Origin of the sequence: Microcoleus sp. PH2017_08_TRC_O_A (assembly GCF_020738665.1) — a bacterium.
In the GTDB taxonomy this organism is placed as follows: domain Bacteria; phylum Cyanobacteriota; class Cyanobacteriia; order Cyanobacteriales; family Microcoleaceae; genus Microcoleus.
Window position 1 is genome coordinate 43,990 of the sequence record NZ_JAEQCE010000008.1, and the last position, 17,548, is coordinate 61,537.

A 17,548-nucleotide genomic window follows, 5' to 3' on the forward strand; every position below is an offset into this window, starting at 1 on the left:
TTTCGACGCCAGCTAATATCTCAACTCACAGCAAATTAAGCAACACTTAAAATTATAAACAGAGATGAGATTACTAACCTTGTAAGATTACGATTGATAAATTTGCCGAATTTCGTCCAGGTTGTTGGCTGCAAGCATATCAGAGGCGATCGCCTGCAAAACACCCACATCAGAAATTTCCAAAATTTCCTCAAGCAGCAGCAATCCTTCATCTCCGAATTTCAGTCTTAAACCGAGTTCGATCGTCTGGATAAATGCTTGTTTAGTGCGCGCCCGTTCCTCCAATAACTGAGCATCTTTTTGAGATAACTGAGCATCTTTTTGAGATAACTGAGCATCTTTTTGAGATAACTGAGTATTTTTTTGTACCGCCAGTTCGTCGCCTGTAGGAATGGAAGCGCCACCAGCAGAGCACCAGCGCAACCAAGTACCAGTAACATTTTCAAATTCACCTTGCCACAGAGTTAGTCCCAAACCGACTTCGGGAAACCAAGCATCAGTTTTAGGCACGTAAGATTGATTGTGCAATTCAAAGATTCGCAGCGTACTGCCTCTCAACTCGCGTAGCGGATCGTACACAACATAATACGGGATTCGCATTCGAGCGTAATCTATTAATTTGCTGCCCAATTCGTTACTTGGAGTTGGAGAAACAATTTCGATCGCAATTTCGGGAGGTTTGCCAAATTCCCAAAATAAATACGATCGCACTTGTCTTTCCCACCAATCCTCAGCACCAGTAATATTGATACTCAGAAAAACATCCGGGGCGACTCCCGGCTGACGCACGCTGCTGAACAAACCGACATTTGCCGCCGCAATAAAGGGAACGGTAATCCCCGTATCGCCACCGCTATATAAAACCGTTGTCAGCAATCGCTGCTGTTTTTCGTTGATGAAGCTGTCCAAAGGAGTATCGTCTTCTAGAACTAAGTTGCTAATATCTGGCAACTGACTCGGATCGAGGGTTAATGGCTCAGACATAGGTAGTCGAGGTGAGAACTATCTGCCACAACAACTATAACAGAAGGGGCATGGGGCATGGGGCATGGGGCATGGGGCATGGGGCATGGGCCATCTTCGCCTTTATAAAATTGGGAATTGGGAAAAAGGAAGAAGGAAGATTTTCTTTCTTCTTCCTTTGCCAACGGACTTGATATTACTCGCAGCTAGAATAAAAAAATATTTCCCAAAACACTTGACAAACTGGCGAGCATACCCGATAGTAGTAATTCGTGACCAATGCGGAACTGGCGGAATTGGTAGACGCGCATGATTCAGGTTCATGTGGTGCAAGCCTTCCGGGTTCAAGTCCCGGGTTCCGCATTCCCAAGGCAGAAAAAAGTTTGGGGTTAACCCGATACAGGCAATAACCCCATTCGCTCTGCTGAATTAAGAAAATGCTGACAAGTATTCAAAACCCCTTAGTAAAAGAAATCCGCAAACTCCACAGCTCTAAGGGACGCAGGGAACAACAATTATTTTTACTCGAAGGTACGCATTTGCTCGAAGAAGCTTGCGCGGCCAAATACCCGTTAGCAACGGTTTGCTGCACTCCCGAATGGCTGGATCAGCATGGGAAATTGTGGGAACAAATTGTTGGTTTAGCCGATCGCACAGAATTAGTCAGTGCCAAAGTCTTAGAGTCGATCGCCACTACAGTCCAACCCGACGGCATTATCGCCACCGCACCCCGTACCGCAACACAACCCGCAGAAATCTCAACTTTAGGTATAGCTTTAGAAACCATCCAAGATCCCGGCAACTTGGGGGCGATCGTCCGCACCGCCGCTGCTGCTAATGCCGACGGCTTGCTGCTGAGTTCAGACAGCGCTGATTTAGACCATCCCAAGGTGCTGCGCGCCTCAGCAGGAGCTTGGTTTAAGCTGCCAGTAGCAGTCACTCCAGATTTAACCGCCGAAGTCTCCGGGTATAAAAATCGCGGGATGCAAATTTTAGCAACCGTTGCCGGCGCCAGTTTAACTTATTGGGAAGTTGATTTGCGAGTGCCGACTCTGATCGTTTTGGGCAACGAAGGTTCTGGATTGTCGTCAGAATTGAGAAGTTTAGCCGATCGACAAATCCAAATCCCCCTCGGCCGCGGCATAGAATCTCTCAATGTGTCGATCGCCGGAGCCCTCATCTTGTACGAAGCTCAACGGCAAAGAAGTCATTAGTCATCAGTCATTAGTCATTAGTCATTAGTCATTATCTGTTGGGGCGGTATTGAAAAGCTGCTGGGCATTTAAAGTGTATTTTTTAATTGCGTTGTCCGAAAGCATCTCCCCATCTCCCCATCTCCCCCTCTCCCCCTCTCCCCCTCTTCCCTCTACCCCCCATCTCCCCATCTCCCCATCTCCCCCTCTACCCCTCTACCCCTCTGAGATTTAGCGCATTTTGTTTAACATGATGCAACTGCAAAGCTTGTTTGCGGGTACTCTCGTACCAACATTGCAGGCTTCCATGAAATAAATGTAAAGAAGTGTAGCCAACTGCTCTCACAAATGTTAAGATTCTTAACATAAGTAGCATTGTGCACCCCCAACCAAAACCTAACCTGAGAGGGTTCTGACTGGGAGTAACAGCTAGCTACCATAAAATTAAGCCTCTTTAAATGGAAGGAAAGCGCAAGTCCCCGCCCGCTTTCCTTCCCAGCTAAAGCTAGAGGTTTGCTATCCGACAAACCTTTAGAGGCACAGATCCTCAGCGGGAAAAGCTCATGAAAACTCTTAAGTCCTCAGATACAGATTCTGTTCGCGCTTACTTGCGGGAAATCGGTCGCGTTCCGCTGTTGACCCATGAGCAAGAAATACTCTTCGGGAAACAGGTACAGCGCTCAGCCGCACTGCATCAGGAAAAAAATATTTTAGCCGAAGAGTTAGGCCGCGACCCGACGGCGGCTGAATGGGCACAGACAGTCGGGCTGTCTGAGGCACAGTTGCAGCGGACGATCGACAATGGCGAAAGGGCAAAGCGCCACATGGTGGAAGCTAACCTGCGCCTGGTTGTGTCTGTTGCAAAAAAATATATCAAGCGCAATGTAGATTTACTCGACCTAATTCAGGAAGGTACGATCGGGATGCAGCGGGGAGTAGAAAAATTTGACCCGACTAAGGGCTACAGATTTTCAACTTATGCTTATTGGTGGATTCGTCAGGCAATTACCCGGGCGATCGCCGAAAAAGGTCGCACCATCCGCTTGCCGATCCACATTACCGAAAAACTCAACAAAATTAAAAAGGCTCAGCGCCTGCTAGCTCAACAGCTCGGCCGCGCGGCTACTGCTGCTGAATTGGCGTCAGAGTTAGATTTGACTCCCAAGCAAATTCGCGAATATCTCGATCGCGCGCGCCTGCCACTTTCACTGGACTTGCGCGTGGGAGACAATCAAGATACTGAGTTGGGCGATTTGTTGGAAGATACGGGTACTACTCCAGAAGATTTTGCCCTGCAAGCTTCCCTGCGGACTGACTTAGACCACCTAATGGCGGAACTGACTCAGCAACAGCGAGAAGTCCTTGCTTTGCGGTTCGGTTTAGAAGACGGGCAAACTTTAACTTTGGCAAAAATAGGCGATCGTCTGAACATCAGTCGGGAACGGGTGCGTCAAATTGAACGGGAAGCTTTAACCAAACTCCGCAAGCGCAAGCAAGATATTAACGATTATCTCGCCAGCTAGCTAGATGGGAATGGCGATCGGGACACAGGCGATCGCCATTTTCCAATCTAAAATCGTAAAAACCGCCGCCTTTAATTCGGTTGTACCCACTTGGTTGCTGCGACTGTCCTGCTACATTAGTAATTACTTGGTAATAAATAGCAGCAGCGATCGGATAAGGGTTATTTAATTTAACCGCCCGCGTCTAAAATAACAAGCTGTCTCTGAAACGGAGGTACTCGTGAGCAACTCATCTAATAAATCCCCTGAATTCTTTGAAGAAGACGGAGAAAATGCTAATTTATTATGGCAATACGTGCAGTCAATGGCTCCCGACACTGTTTCTCAGTTGTCTAAGCCGACTTCTCACGAAGTGTTTCAAGTAATGGAGCGAAATATTGTCGGGCTTTTGGGGAATTTACCTTCGGAACACTTCGGGGTGACAGTGACTACCAGTCGCGAACATTTGGGTAGATTGCTCGCCTCGGCTATGATTAGCGGCTATTTTCTCAAAAATGCCGAACAGCGAATGACTTTTGAAAAGTCCATCCAAGCTAGTGAGAGACACGGCTCGGATGATTAGTTGATTATTAACATTTAAATCGTACAAGTGTCAAGCCCCCTTCGGAAGATGGGGGCTTAAATTTTTAGATTTTAGATTTTGGATTTTGGATGGGTAGATTGCTGAATTGAAACCCAACACGAAAGTTTGCAGCCAGACTTTTATGAGACGGTATTAGTTGTCACTTGTGATTTGTTAATAAAATTGATAATATGATTAAATTATTAATTTTTAATTACAATAGATCGCACGGGTTGCCATCTAGCTGGTTGTTTCACCGTAATACTTCGTTACAGCCCACAGTTGCGGTTAAAAAAACGGTAAGTACGAAACTAGCAGTGCGTCAAAATTACCAATCACCAATTCCCAATTCCCAATTCCCAATTCCCAATTAATATGTCTCTTTCTCCTGTGGCCCACAAAGTTATCGGCGTTGCTGCGATCTGGAACGATCGCCAAGAAATTTTGATTGACAAGCGCCGACAACACGGACTGCACGGCGGTTTCTGGGAGTTTCCTGGCGGTAAAATAGAGCCGGGAGAAACGATCGAAGCTTGCATACAAAGGGAAATTATGGAGGAGTTGGGGATTGTGGTAGAAGTTGGCGATCGCTTGATTACAATTGACCACGACTACACTAAATTTACAGTTAGGCTTTACGTGCACCACTGCCGCTACATCAGCGGGGAACCGCAAACGATCGAATGCGATGAAATTCGCTGGGTGACACTCGACGAAATTGACCAGTTTACTTTTCCCAAAGCAAACGAACAGATTATCGCTGCCCTACGTTCAAATTGAACTTTAGGGAATGGGGCATAGGGCATAGGGCATAGGGCATAGGGCATAGGGCATAGGGCATAGGGCATAGGGCATAGGGCATAGGGCATAGGGCATACCTCACCACGCTTGAGAACCGCTATATCAAATTCGGTTGCTTGCGACTGACAACTGTTAACTAACAACTAACAACTAACAACTAACAACTAACAACTAACAACTAACAACTGACAGTTATTTCTGAATAGGCAGGGTAAAGTGAAAACAACTACCTCGATCGGGTACAGAGTCTACCCAAATTTGACCGTAGTGGGCGCGGATGATGCCTTGACACAAAGACAGTCCAATGCCGTAACCGTCTGTTGATTTATCTCGCTGCAAGCGATAGCTGTCTTCAAAAATGCTCGCACAATCTTCTTCGGGAATTCCTGGGCCGCTGTTACCAATGCTGACTTGAACTTTGTAAGCAGTGCGGTGCAGTATGGAAATACTTACAGTTCCTTGCTCTGGCGTGTACTTGCTGGCGTTGTCAAGCAGGTTGACTATGACTTGTTTGATGCGATCGGGATCGGCATAAACCAAGGGCAAATCTGCGGGAATGTCTGTTTCTAAGTTCAGACTTTTAGCCTGAAATTTGTCTTGAAATTGCAGGATTACATCTTGACAAATCGCCCTCAGTTCGATTTTTTTGGGTTCCATGTGGAGTTGAGCGTTAGTACCCCGGGCTGCTTCCAGGATATCTGTAATCATGCGATCGACAATTCGGATTTGGCGGCGGGCTTGTTTCATCAAATGAGCCGCCAGAGTCGGTGTCAAACGGGACTTTTGCCCCTCCTTTACCTTCTGATTTGACTCCAAAGTCTCCAAAGCCAAAGATGCGGCCGTTAAGGGATTTCGCAAGTCGTGAGCCAGCATCGCAATAATCCTGTCTTTCAACTGCAACTGCTCTTGCAGGTGTTCTTTTTCCTGTTTGAGCCGAAAAACTTCATCCGCAAGCTGCACGAGTTCGGTGGCGCAAGCAACCGAATAGATGGGTTTTGGGTCGGCCAGATTGGCAGCCAGAGCCGAGGTAGACTGCTGCTGAGCTGCGTATTCTTCTACAGAACGCTTCCAGCGGGGCCACCAATGTTCGAGTTGGGCGATCAAATTGCTGCCGGCGAGAGTTTGTCGGGGATCGGGATGAATTTTGAGCAGCGAGGGAGTGGCTACAAGTTTAAAGTGTTCGGCTAAATCCGGCTGTTCTCCTACGTCGATGACTTGAAGCTCAAAGTCGCACTCTGCCTTCAAAGCCTGTAGGGACTTGCGGATGTGTCTGGTCTGTTCCCTGGAAGAGGGACGCTTGTCTACGAACAGCAAAAGCTGTAAAAGCGGTGCAGGATTGGTCGGCTGTTCGGGAGAACAGTCGGTGTCGTCGTTGCCGGATGTTGGATTGACGCTGTTGACTTTTTCGATCGGGTGAAAATAATTGACCATTGCCGAGCCGAGTTATTTCACTTCTACTTTAATTTAATACTTACTTTAGATTTATGCTATTGTCCGATGATTTCATTACGGCGGGCCAATGACATTTTTGAGATGGAAGAAAAATGAGTCGCTGCGGGTAGTGGTTCAAGTGGCGGCGGCCTTTTTTGTGCTGTGCCTGCTGCTGACGCTGCACCGCTACTACAGCTTTTACGCTACATACGACCAAGGCATTTTCAATCAACTTTTTTGGAACGGCACTCGGGGTCACTTGTTTGAGAGTTCCCTGTCTTCGGCTTTGTCCACTAACGTGGTTCACCAAAATCAGCTCCCGTCTGTATCTTACTATCGGTTGGGGCAGCATTTCACCCCAGCGCTGATGCTGTGGCTGCCAATTTACTCGCTGTTCCCCTCTCCTGTTACTTTGACGGTGTTGCAGGTGACTTTAATTACGGCGGCTGGTTTAGTCCTGTACGCTCTCGCCAGACACCATCTAGAACCGCGACTGTCGGCGACAATTGTCGTGAGCTATTACGCAGCTAACGCCGTTATCGGCCCGACTTTGGGTAATTTTCATGATTCTTGCCAAACTCCGCTTTATGTTTTTGGCTTGTTGCTGGCGATGGAGAAGCGCTGGTGGCCGCTGTTTGGGATTCTCGCAACTTTAATGTTAGCCGTGCGAGAAGATGGGGGAGTTGTGTTGTTTGGGGTGGGGGCTTACATGATTTTGAGTCGGCGCTATCCTCTGACTGGCTTGGCTGTGTGCATTCTCAGTTTTGGTTACATGATTGCTTTGACAAATCTGATTATGCCTTTGTTTTCTGCTGATATTTCCGAGCGGTTTATGATGGAACGCTTCGGTCAATATGCTGATGGTGATGAAGCTTCGACTCTTGAAATTATTTGGGGAATGGTTAGCAATCCCGGGCGGTTGGTGACTGAGCTATTTACGCCCTTTTTTGGTAAGATTAGATACCTACTTGGTCAGTGGTTGCCGTTAGCTTTGGTTCCTGCCGTAGCGCCCGCATCTTGGACGATCGCAGGTTTCCCGCTGCTAAAGCTATTTTTAGCTAAAGGAGAATCTGTGCTGGCAATTAATATTCGCTATGCGATGACTGTGGTTCCGGGGCTGTTTTATGGGGCAATCCTGTGGTGGGCTGGCCGTCAAAAGGAAGAAGATAGAATTAGGAGGGGAGAACAAACAATCTTGCGTTTTCCGAATGCGGTGTTGCCTTTCCCTTCGTCTTCACAGTTTCGCCGCTTTTGGGGGTTTTGCATCTGCTTGTCGCTATTTTTTACCTTCACGTCTAACCCCAATCGGACTTTTTCGTTTATTTTGCCCGATGCGATCGATCCTTGGGTGCAGGTTCCTCTCATCAGACAGTGGCAGCACGTGTCTCAAGTGCGCCCGCTGTTAGCTCAAATTCCTGATAATGCTAGCGTGGCTGCAACGAATACTATTGTGCCGATTTTGTCAAGCCGCCGGGAAATTCTCCGGTTTCCGATGTTTGAACTGCGGAATGATGCGGGAGAGGCAGTGAAGATGGAATATGTAATTGCCGATATGTGGCAGTTGCAGCAGTATCAACCTGCGTTTCGCCGGGAACGCGGACAGTTGCAGCAAATCGTGCCAGCGATCGATCGAATGTCCAAATCTGGAGACTACGGAATTGTTGGCTTTGAAGACGGTGCGATTTTAATGCGTCAGGGCGCTGCTTCTAATTCTGCATCGGTGGCTGCTTGGGATCGTTTTCGCCGCGAGTTGGAACCGATTTTGAAGCAATCTTGAGGGTGCGGGCGATCGCCCGAAACTGTCGGTTTAGGCCAAATATTCCAGAAACCGGGCCAGAGAGCAATTGCTGCAAACACCCGGTTTCTGCATAATTTTCCGTCCTTGTTGCTGCCAAAAGTCAGCCCTCGGGCATAGATTTGCGATCGATCAACATTTTAGGCTGTGGATCATACAATAAAGTAGTCAACAATAAACATTAAGATATATAAATTCTTAGGAGGGGAGAAAGATGAAAATTTTGGTATTGGCATGGGAGTTTCCTCCCAGAATAGTCGGCGGTATCGCCCGCCACGTATCGGAACTGTATCCAGAATTGGTGAAGCTAGGGCACTCGATTCACTTAATTACAGTAGAGTTCGGTCACGCGCCGATGTACGAAGTGGTTGAAGGAATAGAGGTGCATCGTGTAGTAGTCGGGCACGCCAAGGACTTTTTTCACTGGGTGGCGAACCTCAACCAAAGCATGGGGCACCAAGGCGGCAAACTAATGCTAGAAGAAGGCCCCTTTGATTTGATCCACGCTCACGATTGGCTGGTGGGAGATGCGGCGATCGCCCTCAAGCATACCTTTAAAGTACCGCTAATTGCCACCATCCACGCCACCGAATACGGGCGCTTCAGCGGCCTCCACAATGACGGGCAGCGCTACATTAACGCCAAGGAAAACGACCTCGCTTATAACGCTTGGCGCGTCATTGTTTGCAGCGACTATATGCGGCGGGAAGCCGAACTTGTACTATCGACTCCGTGGAACAAAATAGAGGTAATTTACAACGGAATTAGATCGGAAAAAAAGCCGCGCAGGGACGAATTTGACGCGATGGATTTCCGCCGCAAGTTTGCAGCAGACGACGAAAAAATAGTTTATTATGTAGGCAGAATTAGCTACGAAAAAGGCATTGCTGTATTTCTCAATGCAGCACCTCAAGTAATTAGGGAAATGGGGGGTAACGCAAAAATTGTTATTGTTGGTGGTGGCAATACAGACCATCTCAAAGTTATGGCTTGGAATTTAGGAATTTGGAATAAGTGTTATTTTACGGGTTTCATGTTTGAGGAACATCTCGACAAATTCCAGACGGTGGCTGACTGCGCGGTTTTCCCCAGTCTTTACGAACCTTTTGGGATTGTAGCATTAGAAAGCTTTGCTGCAAGAGTACCTGTGGTGGTGTCGAATGCGGGTGGCTTACCGGAGGTGGTGCAGCATACAAAAACTGGTGTTGTTACTGAGGCTAACAATCGCGATTCTTTGGCCTGGGGGATTTTGGAGGTACTGAGAAATCCTGGTTATGGGCGATGGTTGGTTGACAATGCTTATGAGGATTTGGAACGTCGATTTAGTTGGCCGAAGTTGGCAATGGAAACCGAATGGGTTTATCAGCGCGTGGTGGAGGAAAGGGCCGAGGTTGATTGGTAAAACAGACAGTTGACAGTTGACAGTTGACAGTTGACAGTTTGCAGTTGATAGTTGACAGCTTGCGCTGAGTTTGTCGAAGGGTTGACAGTTTACAGAAACAAATGTGGCAATTCTCAAGTTACTGAATTGGTAATTGGTAATTGGTAATTGGTAATTGGTAATTGGTAATTGGTAATGGGAATTGGCAATTGCTAATTGGTAATCAGAAAATTTACAGGGAATTTGCATCTTGAATATTTTTAGGGACATCGAACCCCAACCCAAACGCAGCTTGGTAACTTTATTTACCGCAGGCTTGCTATTCTGGTGTAGTTTGGCTTCGCTGCTGCCAACTTTGCCGCTGTACGTTCAATCTGTGGGCGGTAGCAAGCAGCAAATTGGTTTTGTGATGGGTGCATTTGCGATCGGGCTTTTGCTATCGAGGCCGCAGTTGGGTAAAATAGCCGACAGCCGGGGGCGCAAACAAGTTTTGCTGCTAGGCGTGTCTGTCGCTGCACTTGCCCCTATCGGCTACCTGTTAGCTCAATCTGTCCCATTACTGTTGTTTCTCCGGGCTTTTCACGGCATTAGTATCGCCGCTTTTACTACAGCTTACAGCGCTTTGGTGACAGATTTGTCGCCGCCTGGAAAGCGGGGCGAATTAATCGGTTATATGAGTTTGGCGGCCCCTATCGGTTTGGCATTTGGCCCTGCGATGGGCGGATTTATTCAAGCTGGGATTGGTTATCCTGCTTTGTTTGCGATGTCGGCGGCTTTCGCCACAACAGCTTTATTTATTACCACCAAAGTTGTGGAACCGAATTTCGCTGAGTTAACAAAGTCTGACTCGCTATCTGAGGACAAAAACAGCCAAAAATACTGGCAAATGCTGTGGAATCCCCGGGTGCGGATTCCGGCTTTGGTGCTATTGCTGGTTGGTTTGGTATTCGGAACTTTGAGCACTTTTATGCCTTTGTTTATCCAAGAAACTAAGGTTAATTTGAATCCGGGATTATTTTATTCTACGGCGGCTATCGCCAGTTTCAGTTTGCGGTTGGTGACGGGGCGGGCTTCGGACAAATACGGCCGCGGCTTGTTTATTTCTGGCGGCTTAATCTGTTACGCCGTGTCTATGTTATTGTTGTATTTTGCTAACAGCAGCGGTGCTTTTTTAATCGCGGCTTTGGTTGAAGGTACGGCTGGCGGTACTGTTATGCCAATGATGGTGACGCTGATGTCGGATAGGTGCGAACCTCAAGAAAGAGGTCGTTTGTTTTCGATTTGTATTGGTGGGTTTGATTTGGGGATTGCGCTTGCTGGCCCGACTTTGGGTTTTGTTGCTGAACAAGTTGGCTACAGGAATATGTTTGGTTTGGCGGCTGTTCTGGCTGCTTTGGCTTTGCTGATTTTTGTTACTTTGTGTAGCAAGAATTTGTCTCATTCGCTTAAATTTGCGATCGGGCGTGGCAAAGATGTTTATGCTTTGAATAGGTGACAGGATGGGGACGGGCTCTCCGGCCCATCCCACAAGAAAAAAGTTTTGTGGAATGGGCCGGAGAGCCCGTCTTAGCTATTTTTGCAATCTTGTTTATTGTCCGATACAGTTTAGATAAGATCTCAAGATAGTAAAAGCGATGTGAAAAATAGACTCTGCGATTGCTTCGTTCCTCTCTTCGTCTCGGGACGGGCTCTCCGGCCCATCCCACAAGAAAAAAGTTTTGTGGAATGGGCCGGAGAGCCCGTCTTAGCTATTTTTGGAATCTTGTCTGTTGTCGATCGCACTTGGCAACTTTAAACAACAAACGCACCCTACAAAATACTGTAAGATGCGTCGCTTTTGATAATGGGCTTGGAGGGATTCGAACCCCCGACCTCATGGTTCGTAGCCATGCACTCTATCCAACTAAGCTACAAGCCCCTGTCGAGTTCAGACTTAATCTAAAATTGATTAAGTTCTTTTCTCACAGAATCTAACAGTAACACCTTTACTAAAATAATGCAAGACCTTTCCGAAACTTTTTCTAAATTGCCCGATCGCGCGCAGCTAACTCACCTCGACAACAGCGGGGAAGCCCAAATGGTGGATGTTTCGGCGAAAGTGGCAACTGTGCGCCAAGCTGTGGCTGCGGCGCGGGTGCGGATGCTGCCGGAGACGTTTGCGGCGATCGAAGCGGGGAATGCGCCGAAAGGCGATGTATTGGGCACTGCAAGGCTGGCTGGAATTATGGCGGCTAAGCAGACGGCGAATCTGATTCCTCTGTGTCACCCTCTGCCCATTAGCAGCGTGGAAGTGCAGGTGATACCGGATGCTGGGTTGCCGGGGTATCAAATTCGGGCGACGGTGAAAATTAAGGGCGAAACTGGTGTGGAAATGGAGGCGATGACGGCGGTTTCGATTGCAGCGCTGACTCTGTACGATATGGCTAAGGGGTTGTCCAAGTCGATCGCCATTGAATCGATTCGACTGGTAAGCAAAAGCGGCGGCAAATCGGGAGACTATCAAAATTTAGAGGGATAAAGTTCCGGCCTTGGGGGGAGGCAGAATTCAAAAAGTAGCACTTATGCTTAAAATAGGCACAGAACTACTAACATCAAGTGAAAAACTATGCCTCCTCGTTGGCCCCGCAAACCCGATCGCAAAGACCCTGAGTACCGTCAATTAGACGATCGCATGAATTTTGCGATCCACGTCGGTCTTTTTTCTGCTTCCAATTCAGGTTTGTGGTTTGTTCAAAATTTGCAAAAGGCTGATTGGCCTTGGGCAGTTACAGTGACGGGTGTATGGGCTCTAGTAGTTTTGGCCCACGCGATTTTCATTTTTGCGATCGCCGATTATTCGCCTTTAACCAAAGATTCTGGTTGAAGGGAGTTGTCGGCGATTTGTTAACTGTTTTAATCCAGCACAAATAATTTGCTTTTTTAGATATGGCTAATACTACAGTTGCGATCGAATCCTTAGCCGCCCAAATCGGCGAAAATGTCTACATTGACATTGCCAAGTGGCATTTATATCTCCGTGATGCCCACCTGCATACCGTTGTTGCCCAACAACTTTACCCGATGCTGGAAGATGGCAGTTTAAATGATGACAAAGTTGCACGAGTTTTGCAAGGTATTTCAGTTAAGCTCGGTGGCGGTAAGCGGGAAGTGCCGCTGGCAGATTTGATTCCGATGCAGTGTCAAGTGCAATTGATGGATGTTCTTGAGGAATTTCAACGGGATATGTGATCTCAATTATTGATTGGGATTTAAGTGCGATCGCCCTTAATTTGACTTAAGGGCGATCGCACTTTTCATTATTTGCCTAAATCAACCAGAAATTAGCAGGGGTAATCGCATTCGCACTTACTCCAACCATCACACCTAACTGCTCCCCTGTCAAGAGGTTTTCGATCGGAGTTCCCTGAGTATTTTGAGTTATTCCCAACTGGCTAACACTCAAACCATCGGTTAGTGCGATCGAATCTCGATTGACGGTAAAATCAGGGATCGTATCAAATCCTCCATCGGCTTCTAAGACAAATAGATTGTTACCGCTACCGCAAATTAAACTATCATTTTGCAACTTCTATCTCGTAGCTGATGGCACCCTAGGCTTTTAATTACTAGGAAATTAGCAAAGTGCGATCGCACTGTCTGTGATTGAGTTCGCTTATTTACAATTATTTATATTTTTCTGATTATTGATCGCGGTGAATTTAGGGAATGGTGGGGCGGTGGCGCGATCGTAAATATTAAACAAAATGGGACTAAGTAAGTAGGCGCCAATAAATCGGTGCGGTGTAACAGAATGTGTATGGGTGTCAGGGAGCAATTGCTTGACTTCACTTCACTTCGTCTCGATCGCTATTTGAATACTTGTATATTTTCATACTCATTTACTTAATTGACAGCTAAAAAAGAGTGAAGCAAGATCCTCTTTTGTCCCTCTTTTTAAGGGGGATGCAAGGCGGATCTAAATTTGAAGGAGAAGTTTAAAAATACACCTTATAGCCCCGGACACCAGAGATTTAATTGTCACATCCAGCGTAATTTTTGCAATCAAAAATGCTATGGGGAGGCTTGTCGGGAATGCCACCCAATATTTTTACATTTTTTTAAGATAGCGGTTTGCCAGAATTTGCTCGCGCAATTATAGAGGTTTGCGATCGCCTGAAATCCTTTAAAAACAAGGCATTGACTTGTCTCCACTGAATATCTTTACGGCACTACACTGAAACCGCTCTGATAACATTTCTTAAAACAAAGCAACACATAAGTTCAGATCGTATCAAGAGCAGATATCGCGAAATAACCAGCCGTAAATACATTCAAGACAGTCGAATTCAAGCATGGACTCGATCGAGAGCAACAATAATTAAAAAATCTGTTTTACTTGACAACGTAAAACAATCAGGTTAGAACAATGCAAGTGACAGATATAGGACTTACGCAAGAAAACGCATATCTGTCATTCTTTGCTGTGCATCGCAATCTCAACTCTATGTTTTTTGTGGTTCATGCGTAAGTCTTGAGACCTAAAAGTTTGTTTGCTAAAGTATTGGCAAACTCTAAAACTTTTATATCTCTTTTTTTTGCAAACAAAGACAGCTTACAATCACAAAAAGATCACAGGTGCAAGCTACAATAACAAATTTTGTACAAAACTACCGCAAACTATGAACACAACAAGCGTGATTCAGAAATCGGAAAGCTTCGGGTACAAGCTTGCCAATTATTTCGTCAAAAACTATCAATGTCTGATTCAAAACCCTCGACTATTTTTGATGCGTAAATTTGCTCGTTTCGAGATTGTACGCGACTGGGCAACGATGTTATTGAAGCGTCCAGCTAAATCTCATGTTATCAGTCAAGAAAATGCTTCAGTTCTGGGAAAGTTGGATGTAGATGCGATCGCTGCTACGATCGAAACCGATAGTTGTTATCAAAATCTTCAGCTACCCGAAGATACAGTTCAAGAACTTTTGAAATTTGCCAGTTCTACAGTTGGCTACATTAACAGAGATGCCAACCGTCCCTACCACTACAAAGGAACAGAAAAAGTAGGTGCGGACTTACCCAAAAATGCCCGCGTTTGCAGCTATATGAGTAACGGAAACCAGTCTTCAACCCTGAAAGAACTGGAAAAAGACCCCGGCATACTGGCTATTGCAGCTAAATTTCTGGGTGCCGAACCAGTACACATGGGCAGCGAAATATCGTGGAGTTTCCCAGTTCCAGCAGAAAACCACATCCAGCAACGCAAGGCAGCCCAAGTATTTCACTACGATTTAGACGACTATCGGTTCATTAAGTTTTTTTTCTACCTTACCGATGTCGATATGTTCAGCGGGCCGCACACTTATGTTTCTGGAACTCACAAAGGCAAAAAGTTGATGCACCAGCTTATAAGTACGCGCTGTGCAGACATCGATGACGAAAAGATTGTTGAATATTACGGCGCTGAAAATGTGGTGAATGTCTGTGGCAAAGCTGGTTTTGGGTTTGTAGAAAATCCCCTTTGCTTTCACAGAGGAACGCAGCCAACTGAGAAACCGCGCTTGATGCTGCAAATAGAGTATACCATTAACGACTACGGCAACATTCACGAGGCTTTGGGTTGCTAGCAAGTCAACCTCGTCAATCAGGAAGTCTTGTCTGTCTGTCGAGACTTTTTAGATTATTCTCTGGGGCAGTGGGACGCTCCTAAAACATGATTCAGATGCCAACAGAAACTATATTATCTACCAAAACGGCCGCGAATGCGATCGACAAACATCTCAACTTCCGGCAACTTCATCTGATGCACAAAAATGGCAAAAACTCCCAACCCTGCCAAACTCGCCACACTCAACTGCACTAATTGAATTACCAAACCTTCAGTACCCAAAACTCTTTGACAGCCTTGCAGAGTAGCCAAGGACACGAAAGCAGTTAGAGAACTACCACAAGCTAACCCCAAAAAAGGCAAACTCCACTCCCCCCAAGGCAAGCCACCCAGCTTTTTATCTAATAAGTACAAAAACATAATCATCGAAACTAGATTCACTCCCACCGTCGCCAAAACTAATCCGGGCGCGCCGAAAGCTCCTACTAACAAATAATCCAGCAGCCCATTTAAAAAGATATTGATAATACTGACACGAAAAGGGGTTTCCCCGTCTCCCAAGGCATAAAATACCCGTACCAAAACGTCGCGGCCCAAATACACAAACATTCCAATACCGTAAGCCATCAATATCGGTATGACAAACTGCGAGGCTGACAGATTAAAAGCACCGCGTTCGTAAACAATGCGGACGATGGGTGTAGCCAGTGTCACCATTAAAGCGCTTAAGGGCATCATTGTCAGCGCAGTCAAAATTAAAGCTTGACGAATTTTATCTTTTAATTCCGGCCAGTCTTTGGGTTCGGCAAGGCGAGAAAATATTGGCAAAAATGGTACTAAAATTACATTAGAAATAATGCCTAAAGGAGTCATTACCAACAAGCCGCTGTAGCCCATGGCAGATGCAGCTTGAGGGATGTAGGATGCGAAAAACAAGTCAGTATAAACGTTAATTTGCAGCATTCCCGAGGATAAGGTAGCAGGAACCATCACCTTAACTACTTCTTGCACTCCGGGGCGTTTAAAATTAAACCGCAAACGCAATTTTCCCAATCCCGCGCGCCACTGTGCCGCCAGTTGCACTAACCACTGCAAAACTGCTCCTGCTAAAGTTCCCCAAGCTAATACTAAGCCACCGATTAGTGCGTATTGTGGCTGAGTAATTTTTTCTCCGAGTTGTAGCGCGAGAATTCCTAAACCGCCGACAAGTGCAACGCTGGAAAATAAAGGGCTGATCGAAGGAAGCCAGTACATATCGGCGGCGTTGAGTGTGCCGAAACCAATGCCGATTAAGCCTGAAAGCAATGCCATCGGCGCCATAATCCGAAATTGTTGGACGGCTATTGCTTTGATTTCTAAACCTTCTGCTGTTCTATTTAACCCGGGTGCTACTAAATCGATCGCCTGATCTGCAAAAATAATTAAAGCGATTGTTACCAACAGCAATATGCCGCCAACTAATGTGGTGATTGTCTCGACTAAGGGTGCAGCTTCTTTTTTGTCGCGGCGGGCTAAAACGCTGACGATCGCGCTGTGAAATGGCCCGTTAATGCCTCCCAGTAAAATAAATAGGAAACCGGGGATGACGTAGGCGTAGTTGTAGGCATCGACGGCGACACCGACTCCAAAGGCTGCTGCGATCGCAATTTGGCGCACCAATCCGAAGACTTTGCTAATCAGAGTGGCGACTGCGACAATACCGGCAATCCCTGCTAGGGAACGAGAGGGCTTCTGGGTTTCAGACACAAATGGTTACAAACGCTAGTGCTAAAAGGCTTTGCTAAGTTTAATAGCAAATCTGGACGATCGTAACATGAATTGTAATTGCTCAACTACCCTCCCTCCCCTGAAACTGCCTCAAGCGAGACAGTTTCAGATTGTGAATTTTAAGCAAAAAGCTTCTTCTTCAATAAAATCAAGGACAGAATGAGGGTTTTAGCGATCGAAACTGAAAAATGAAATAATTGTGTTCAAACTTTGCAATACTTGCCTACAAAGGGTTTCAGAGATTTTATTTTTGTCCGTAGGGGGGGTGAGCAATTACGAAAAAACTTAGTTAATCAACATAATAAATGCACCCTAAAAAAAACGACAGTTAAGGGTACATAAACGCCAGAACTATCAATTGGCTTTGCCTACTTGTAGGTCTTAAGATCTACAAAGCCTCATAGAACTCATTTGAGATATATTGCTATAACTGCAAGCCTTGCGATCTATGGATTTTGGCTGTTTTGCTAGAGTTGGTTACGCAGCTATCGTCAACAGTTTATTGAGTTATACCAAACGGCTTACTTGCAAGCCTTATCGGTCAA

General features: G+C 46.2%; 16 protein-coding genes and 2 tRNA genes. 13 read left to right on the forward strand and 5 right to left on the reverse strand.

Annotation, left to right across the window (positions count from 1 at the left end; translation table 11 throughout):
- Positions 1–87: 87 nt before the first annotated feature.
- Positions 88–984, reverse strand: a complete 897-nt coding sequence (locus tag JGK22_RS03955) for a Uma2 family endonuclease (protein WP_293180698.1) — start codon at positions 982–984, stop codon at positions 88–90.
- Between the two features lie 260 nt (positions 985–1,244).
- Between JGK22_RS03955 and JGK22_RS03960 the strand changes: the two genes are divergently transcribed.
- The 6 genes from JGK22_RS03960 (at position 1,245) to mutT (ending at position 5,021) form a co-directional block, all read left to right on the forward strand.
- Positions 1,245–1,326, forward strand: a tRNA-Leu gene (locus JGK22_RS03960).
- Between the two features lie 74 nt (positions 1,327–1,400).
- A complete protein-coding gene (locus JGK22_RS03965; RefSeq protein WP_293312389.1) occupies positions 1,401–2,177 on the forward strand; it encodes an RNA methyltransferase in 777 nt (258 codons plus the stop codon).
- A gap of 542 nt (positions 2,178–2,719) precedes the next feature.
- The gene (locus JGK22_RS03970) at positions 2,720–3,679 is read left to right on the forward strand and encodes an RNA polymerase sigma factor, RpoD/SigA family (protein ID WP_293180704.1); all 960 of its coding nucleotides are present in this window, start codon (positions 2,720–2,722) and stop codon (positions 3,677–3,679) included.
- A gap of 220 nt (positions 3,680–3,899) precedes the next feature.
- Positions 3,900–4,241, forward strand: coding sequence for a DUF760 domain-containing protein (locus JGK22_RS03975; RefSeq protein WP_172187001.1), 342 nt, complete (start codon positions 3,900–3,902; stop codon positions 4,239–4,241).
- Between the two features lie 191 nt (positions 4,242–4,432).
- On the forward strand, positions 4,433–4,615 hold the full coding sequence (locus tag JGK22_RS03980; protein ID WP_293180707.1) for a hypothetical protein: 183 nt from the start codon (positions 4,433–4,435) through the stop codon (positions 4,613–4,615).
- 1 nt (position 4,616) lies between these two features.
- Positions 4,617–5,021 carry an 8-oxo-dGTP diphosphatase MutT gene (gene mutT / locus JGK22_RS03985; RefSeq protein WP_293180710.1) on the forward strand — a complete coding sequence of 135 codons (405 nt, stop codon included), beginning with the start codon at positions 4,617–4,619 and terminating at the stop codon, positions 5,019–5,021.
- A gap of 213 nt (positions 5,022–5,234) precedes the next feature.
- Here the strand turns inward: mutT and JGK22_RS03990 are convergent, their stop codons facing one another.
- Positions 5,235–6,473 (reverse strand): histidine kinase, encoded by a 1,239-nt coding sequence (locus JGK22_RS03990; RefSeq protein WP_293190152.1) that lies wholly within the window; start codon positions 6,471–6,473, stop codon positions 5,235–5,237.
- Positions 6,474–6,561: 88 nt separating this feature from the next.
- Here JGK22_RS03990 and JGK22_RS03995 point away from each other — a divergent pair, with 88 nt between their 5' ends.
- The 3 genes from JGK22_RS03995 to JGK22_RS04005 all read left to right on the forward strand — a co-directional run bounded on the left by JGK22_RS03995 (position 6,562) and on the right by JGK22_RS04005 (position 11,144).
- Positions 6,562–8,250 carry a DUF2079 domain-containing protein gene (locus JGK22_RS03995; RefSeq protein WP_293312391.1) on the forward strand — a complete coding sequence of 563 codons (1,689 nt, stop codon included), beginning with the start codon at positions 6,562–6,564 and terminating at the stop codon, positions 8,248–8,250.
- 232 nt (positions 8,251–8,482) lie between these two features.
- On the forward strand, positions 8,483–9,670 hold the full coding sequence (locus JGK22_RS04000; RefSeq protein ID WP_293180719.1) for a glycosyltransferase family 4 protein: 1,188 nt from the start codon (positions 8,483–8,485) through the stop codon (positions 9,668–9,670).
- A 229-nt stretch (positions 9,671–9,899) separates the two neighbouring features.
- The gene (locus tag JGK22_RS04005) at positions 9,900–11,144 is read left to right on the forward strand and encodes an MFS transporter (RefSeq protein WP_293190156.1); all 1,245 of its coding nucleotides are present in this window, start codon (positions 9,900–9,902) and stop codon (positions 11,142–11,144) included.
- Positions 11,145–11,493: 349 nt separating this feature from the next.
- Here JGK22_RS04005 and JGK22_RS04010 read toward each other — a convergent pair.
- Positions 11,494–11,567: transfer RNA gene (locus JGK22_RS04010), tRNA-Arg, on the reverse strand.
- A 78-nt stretch (positions 11,568–11,645) separates the two neighbouring features.
- Here JGK22_RS04010 and moaC point away from each other — a divergent pair.
- The 3 genes from moaC to JGK22_RS04025 all read left to right on the forward strand — a co-directional run bounded on the left by moaC (position 11,646) and on the right by JGK22_RS04025 (position 12,877).
- On the forward strand, positions 11,646–12,167 hold the full coding sequence (gene moaC / locus JGK22_RS04015) for a cyclic pyranopterin monophosphate synthase MoaC (RefSeq protein ID WP_293180725.1): 522 nt from the start codon (positions 11,646–11,648) through the stop codon (positions 12,165–12,167).
- A gap of 87 nt (positions 12,168–12,254) precedes the next feature.
- On the forward strand, positions 12,255–12,512 hold the full coding sequence (locus JGK22_RS04020; protein ID WP_293157023.1) for a 2TM domain-containing protein: 258 nt from the start codon (positions 12,255–12,257) through the stop codon (positions 12,510–12,512).
- 62 nt (positions 12,513–12,574) lie between these two features.
- Positions 12,575–12,877, forward strand: a complete 303-nt coding sequence (locus JGK22_RS04025; protein ID WP_293180728.1) for a DUF3181 family protein — start codon at positions 12,575–12,577, stop codon at positions 12,875–12,877.
- 76 nt (positions 12,878–12,953) lie between these two features.
- Here JGK22_RS04025 and JGK22_RS04030 read toward each other — a convergent pair whose 3' ends face one another.
- The gene (locus tag JGK22_RS04030; RefSeq protein ID WP_293208111.1) at positions 12,954–13,214 is read right to left on the reverse strand and encodes a hypothetical protein; all 261 of its coding nucleotides are present in this window, start codon (positions 13,212–13,214) and stop codon (positions 12,954–12,956) included.
- A 1,093-nt stretch (positions 13,215–14,307) separates the two neighbouring features.
- Here JGK22_RS04030 and JGK22_RS04035 point away from each other — a divergent pair.
- Positions 14,308–15,255 (forward strand): phytanoyl-CoA dioxygenase family protein, encoded by a 948-nt coding sequence (locus JGK22_RS04035; protein ID WP_293208109.1) that lies wholly within the window; start codon positions 14,308–14,310, stop codon positions 15,253–15,255.
- Positions 15,256–15,368: 113 nt separating this feature from the next.
- Here JGK22_RS04035 and murJ read toward each other — a convergent pair whose 3' ends face one another.
- Complete coding sequence (gene murJ, locus JGK22_RS04040; protein WP_293180737.1) at positions 15,369–16,982, reverse strand: murein biosynthesis integral membrane protein MurJ; 1,614 nt, start codon at positions 16,980–16,982, stop codon at positions 15,369–15,371.
- Positions 16,983–17,548: the final 566 nt, after the last annotated feature.

What these genes read in the sequence shown, in the direction of transcription:
- JGK22_RS03955 (WP_293180698.1), bottom strand. Translation starts at nt 984, where the DNA reads ATGTCTGAGCCATTAACCCTCGATCCGAGTCAGTTGCCAGATATTAGC.
- JGK22_RS03965 (WP_293312389.1), top strand. Translation starts at nt 1,401, where the DNA reads ATGCTGACAAGTATTCAAAACCCCTTAGTAAAAGAAATCCGCAAACTC.
- JGK22_RS03970 (WP_293180704.1), top strand. Translation starts at nt 2,720, where the DNA reads ATGAAAACTCTTAAGTCCTCAGATACAGATTCTGTTCGCGCTTACTTG.
- JGK22_RS03980 (WP_293180707.1), top strand. Translation starts at nt 4,433, where the DNA reads ATGATTAAATTATTAATTTTTAATTACAATAGATCGCACGGGTTGCCA.
- mutT (WP_293180710.1), top strand. Translation starts at nt 4,617, where the DNA reads ATGTCTCTTTCTCCTGTGGCCCACAAAGTTATCGGCGTTGCTGCGATC.
- JGK22_RS03990 (WP_293190152.1), bottom strand. Translation starts at nt 6,473, where the DNA reads ATGGTCAATTATTTTCACCCGATCGAAAAAGTCAACAGCGTCAATCCA.
- JGK22_RS03995 (WP_293312391.1), top strand. Translation starts at nt 6,562, where the DNA reads ATGACATTTTTGAGATGGAAGAAAAATGAGTCGCTGCGGGTAGTGGTT.
- JGK22_RS04000 (WP_293180719.1), top strand. Translation starts at nt 8,483, where the DNA reads ATGAAAATTTTGGTATTGGCATGGGAGTTTCCTCCCAGAATAGTCGGC.
- moaC (WP_293180725.1), top strand. Translation starts at nt 11,646, where the DNA reads ATGCAAGACCTTTCCGAAACTTTTTCTAAATTGCCCGATCGCGCGCAG.
- JGK22_RS04020 (WP_293157023.1), top strand. Translation starts at nt 12,255, where the DNA reads ATGCCTCCTCGTTGGCCCCGCAAACCCGATCGCAAAGACCCTGAGTAC.
- JGK22_RS04025 (WP_293180728.1), top strand. Translation starts at nt 12,575, where the DNA reads ATGGCTAATACTACAGTTGCGATCGAATCCTTAGCCGCCCAAATCGGC.
- JGK22_RS04035 (WP_293208109.1), top strand. Translation starts at nt 14,308, where the DNA reads ATGAACACAACAAGCGTGATTCAGAAATCGGAAAGCTTCGGGTACAAG.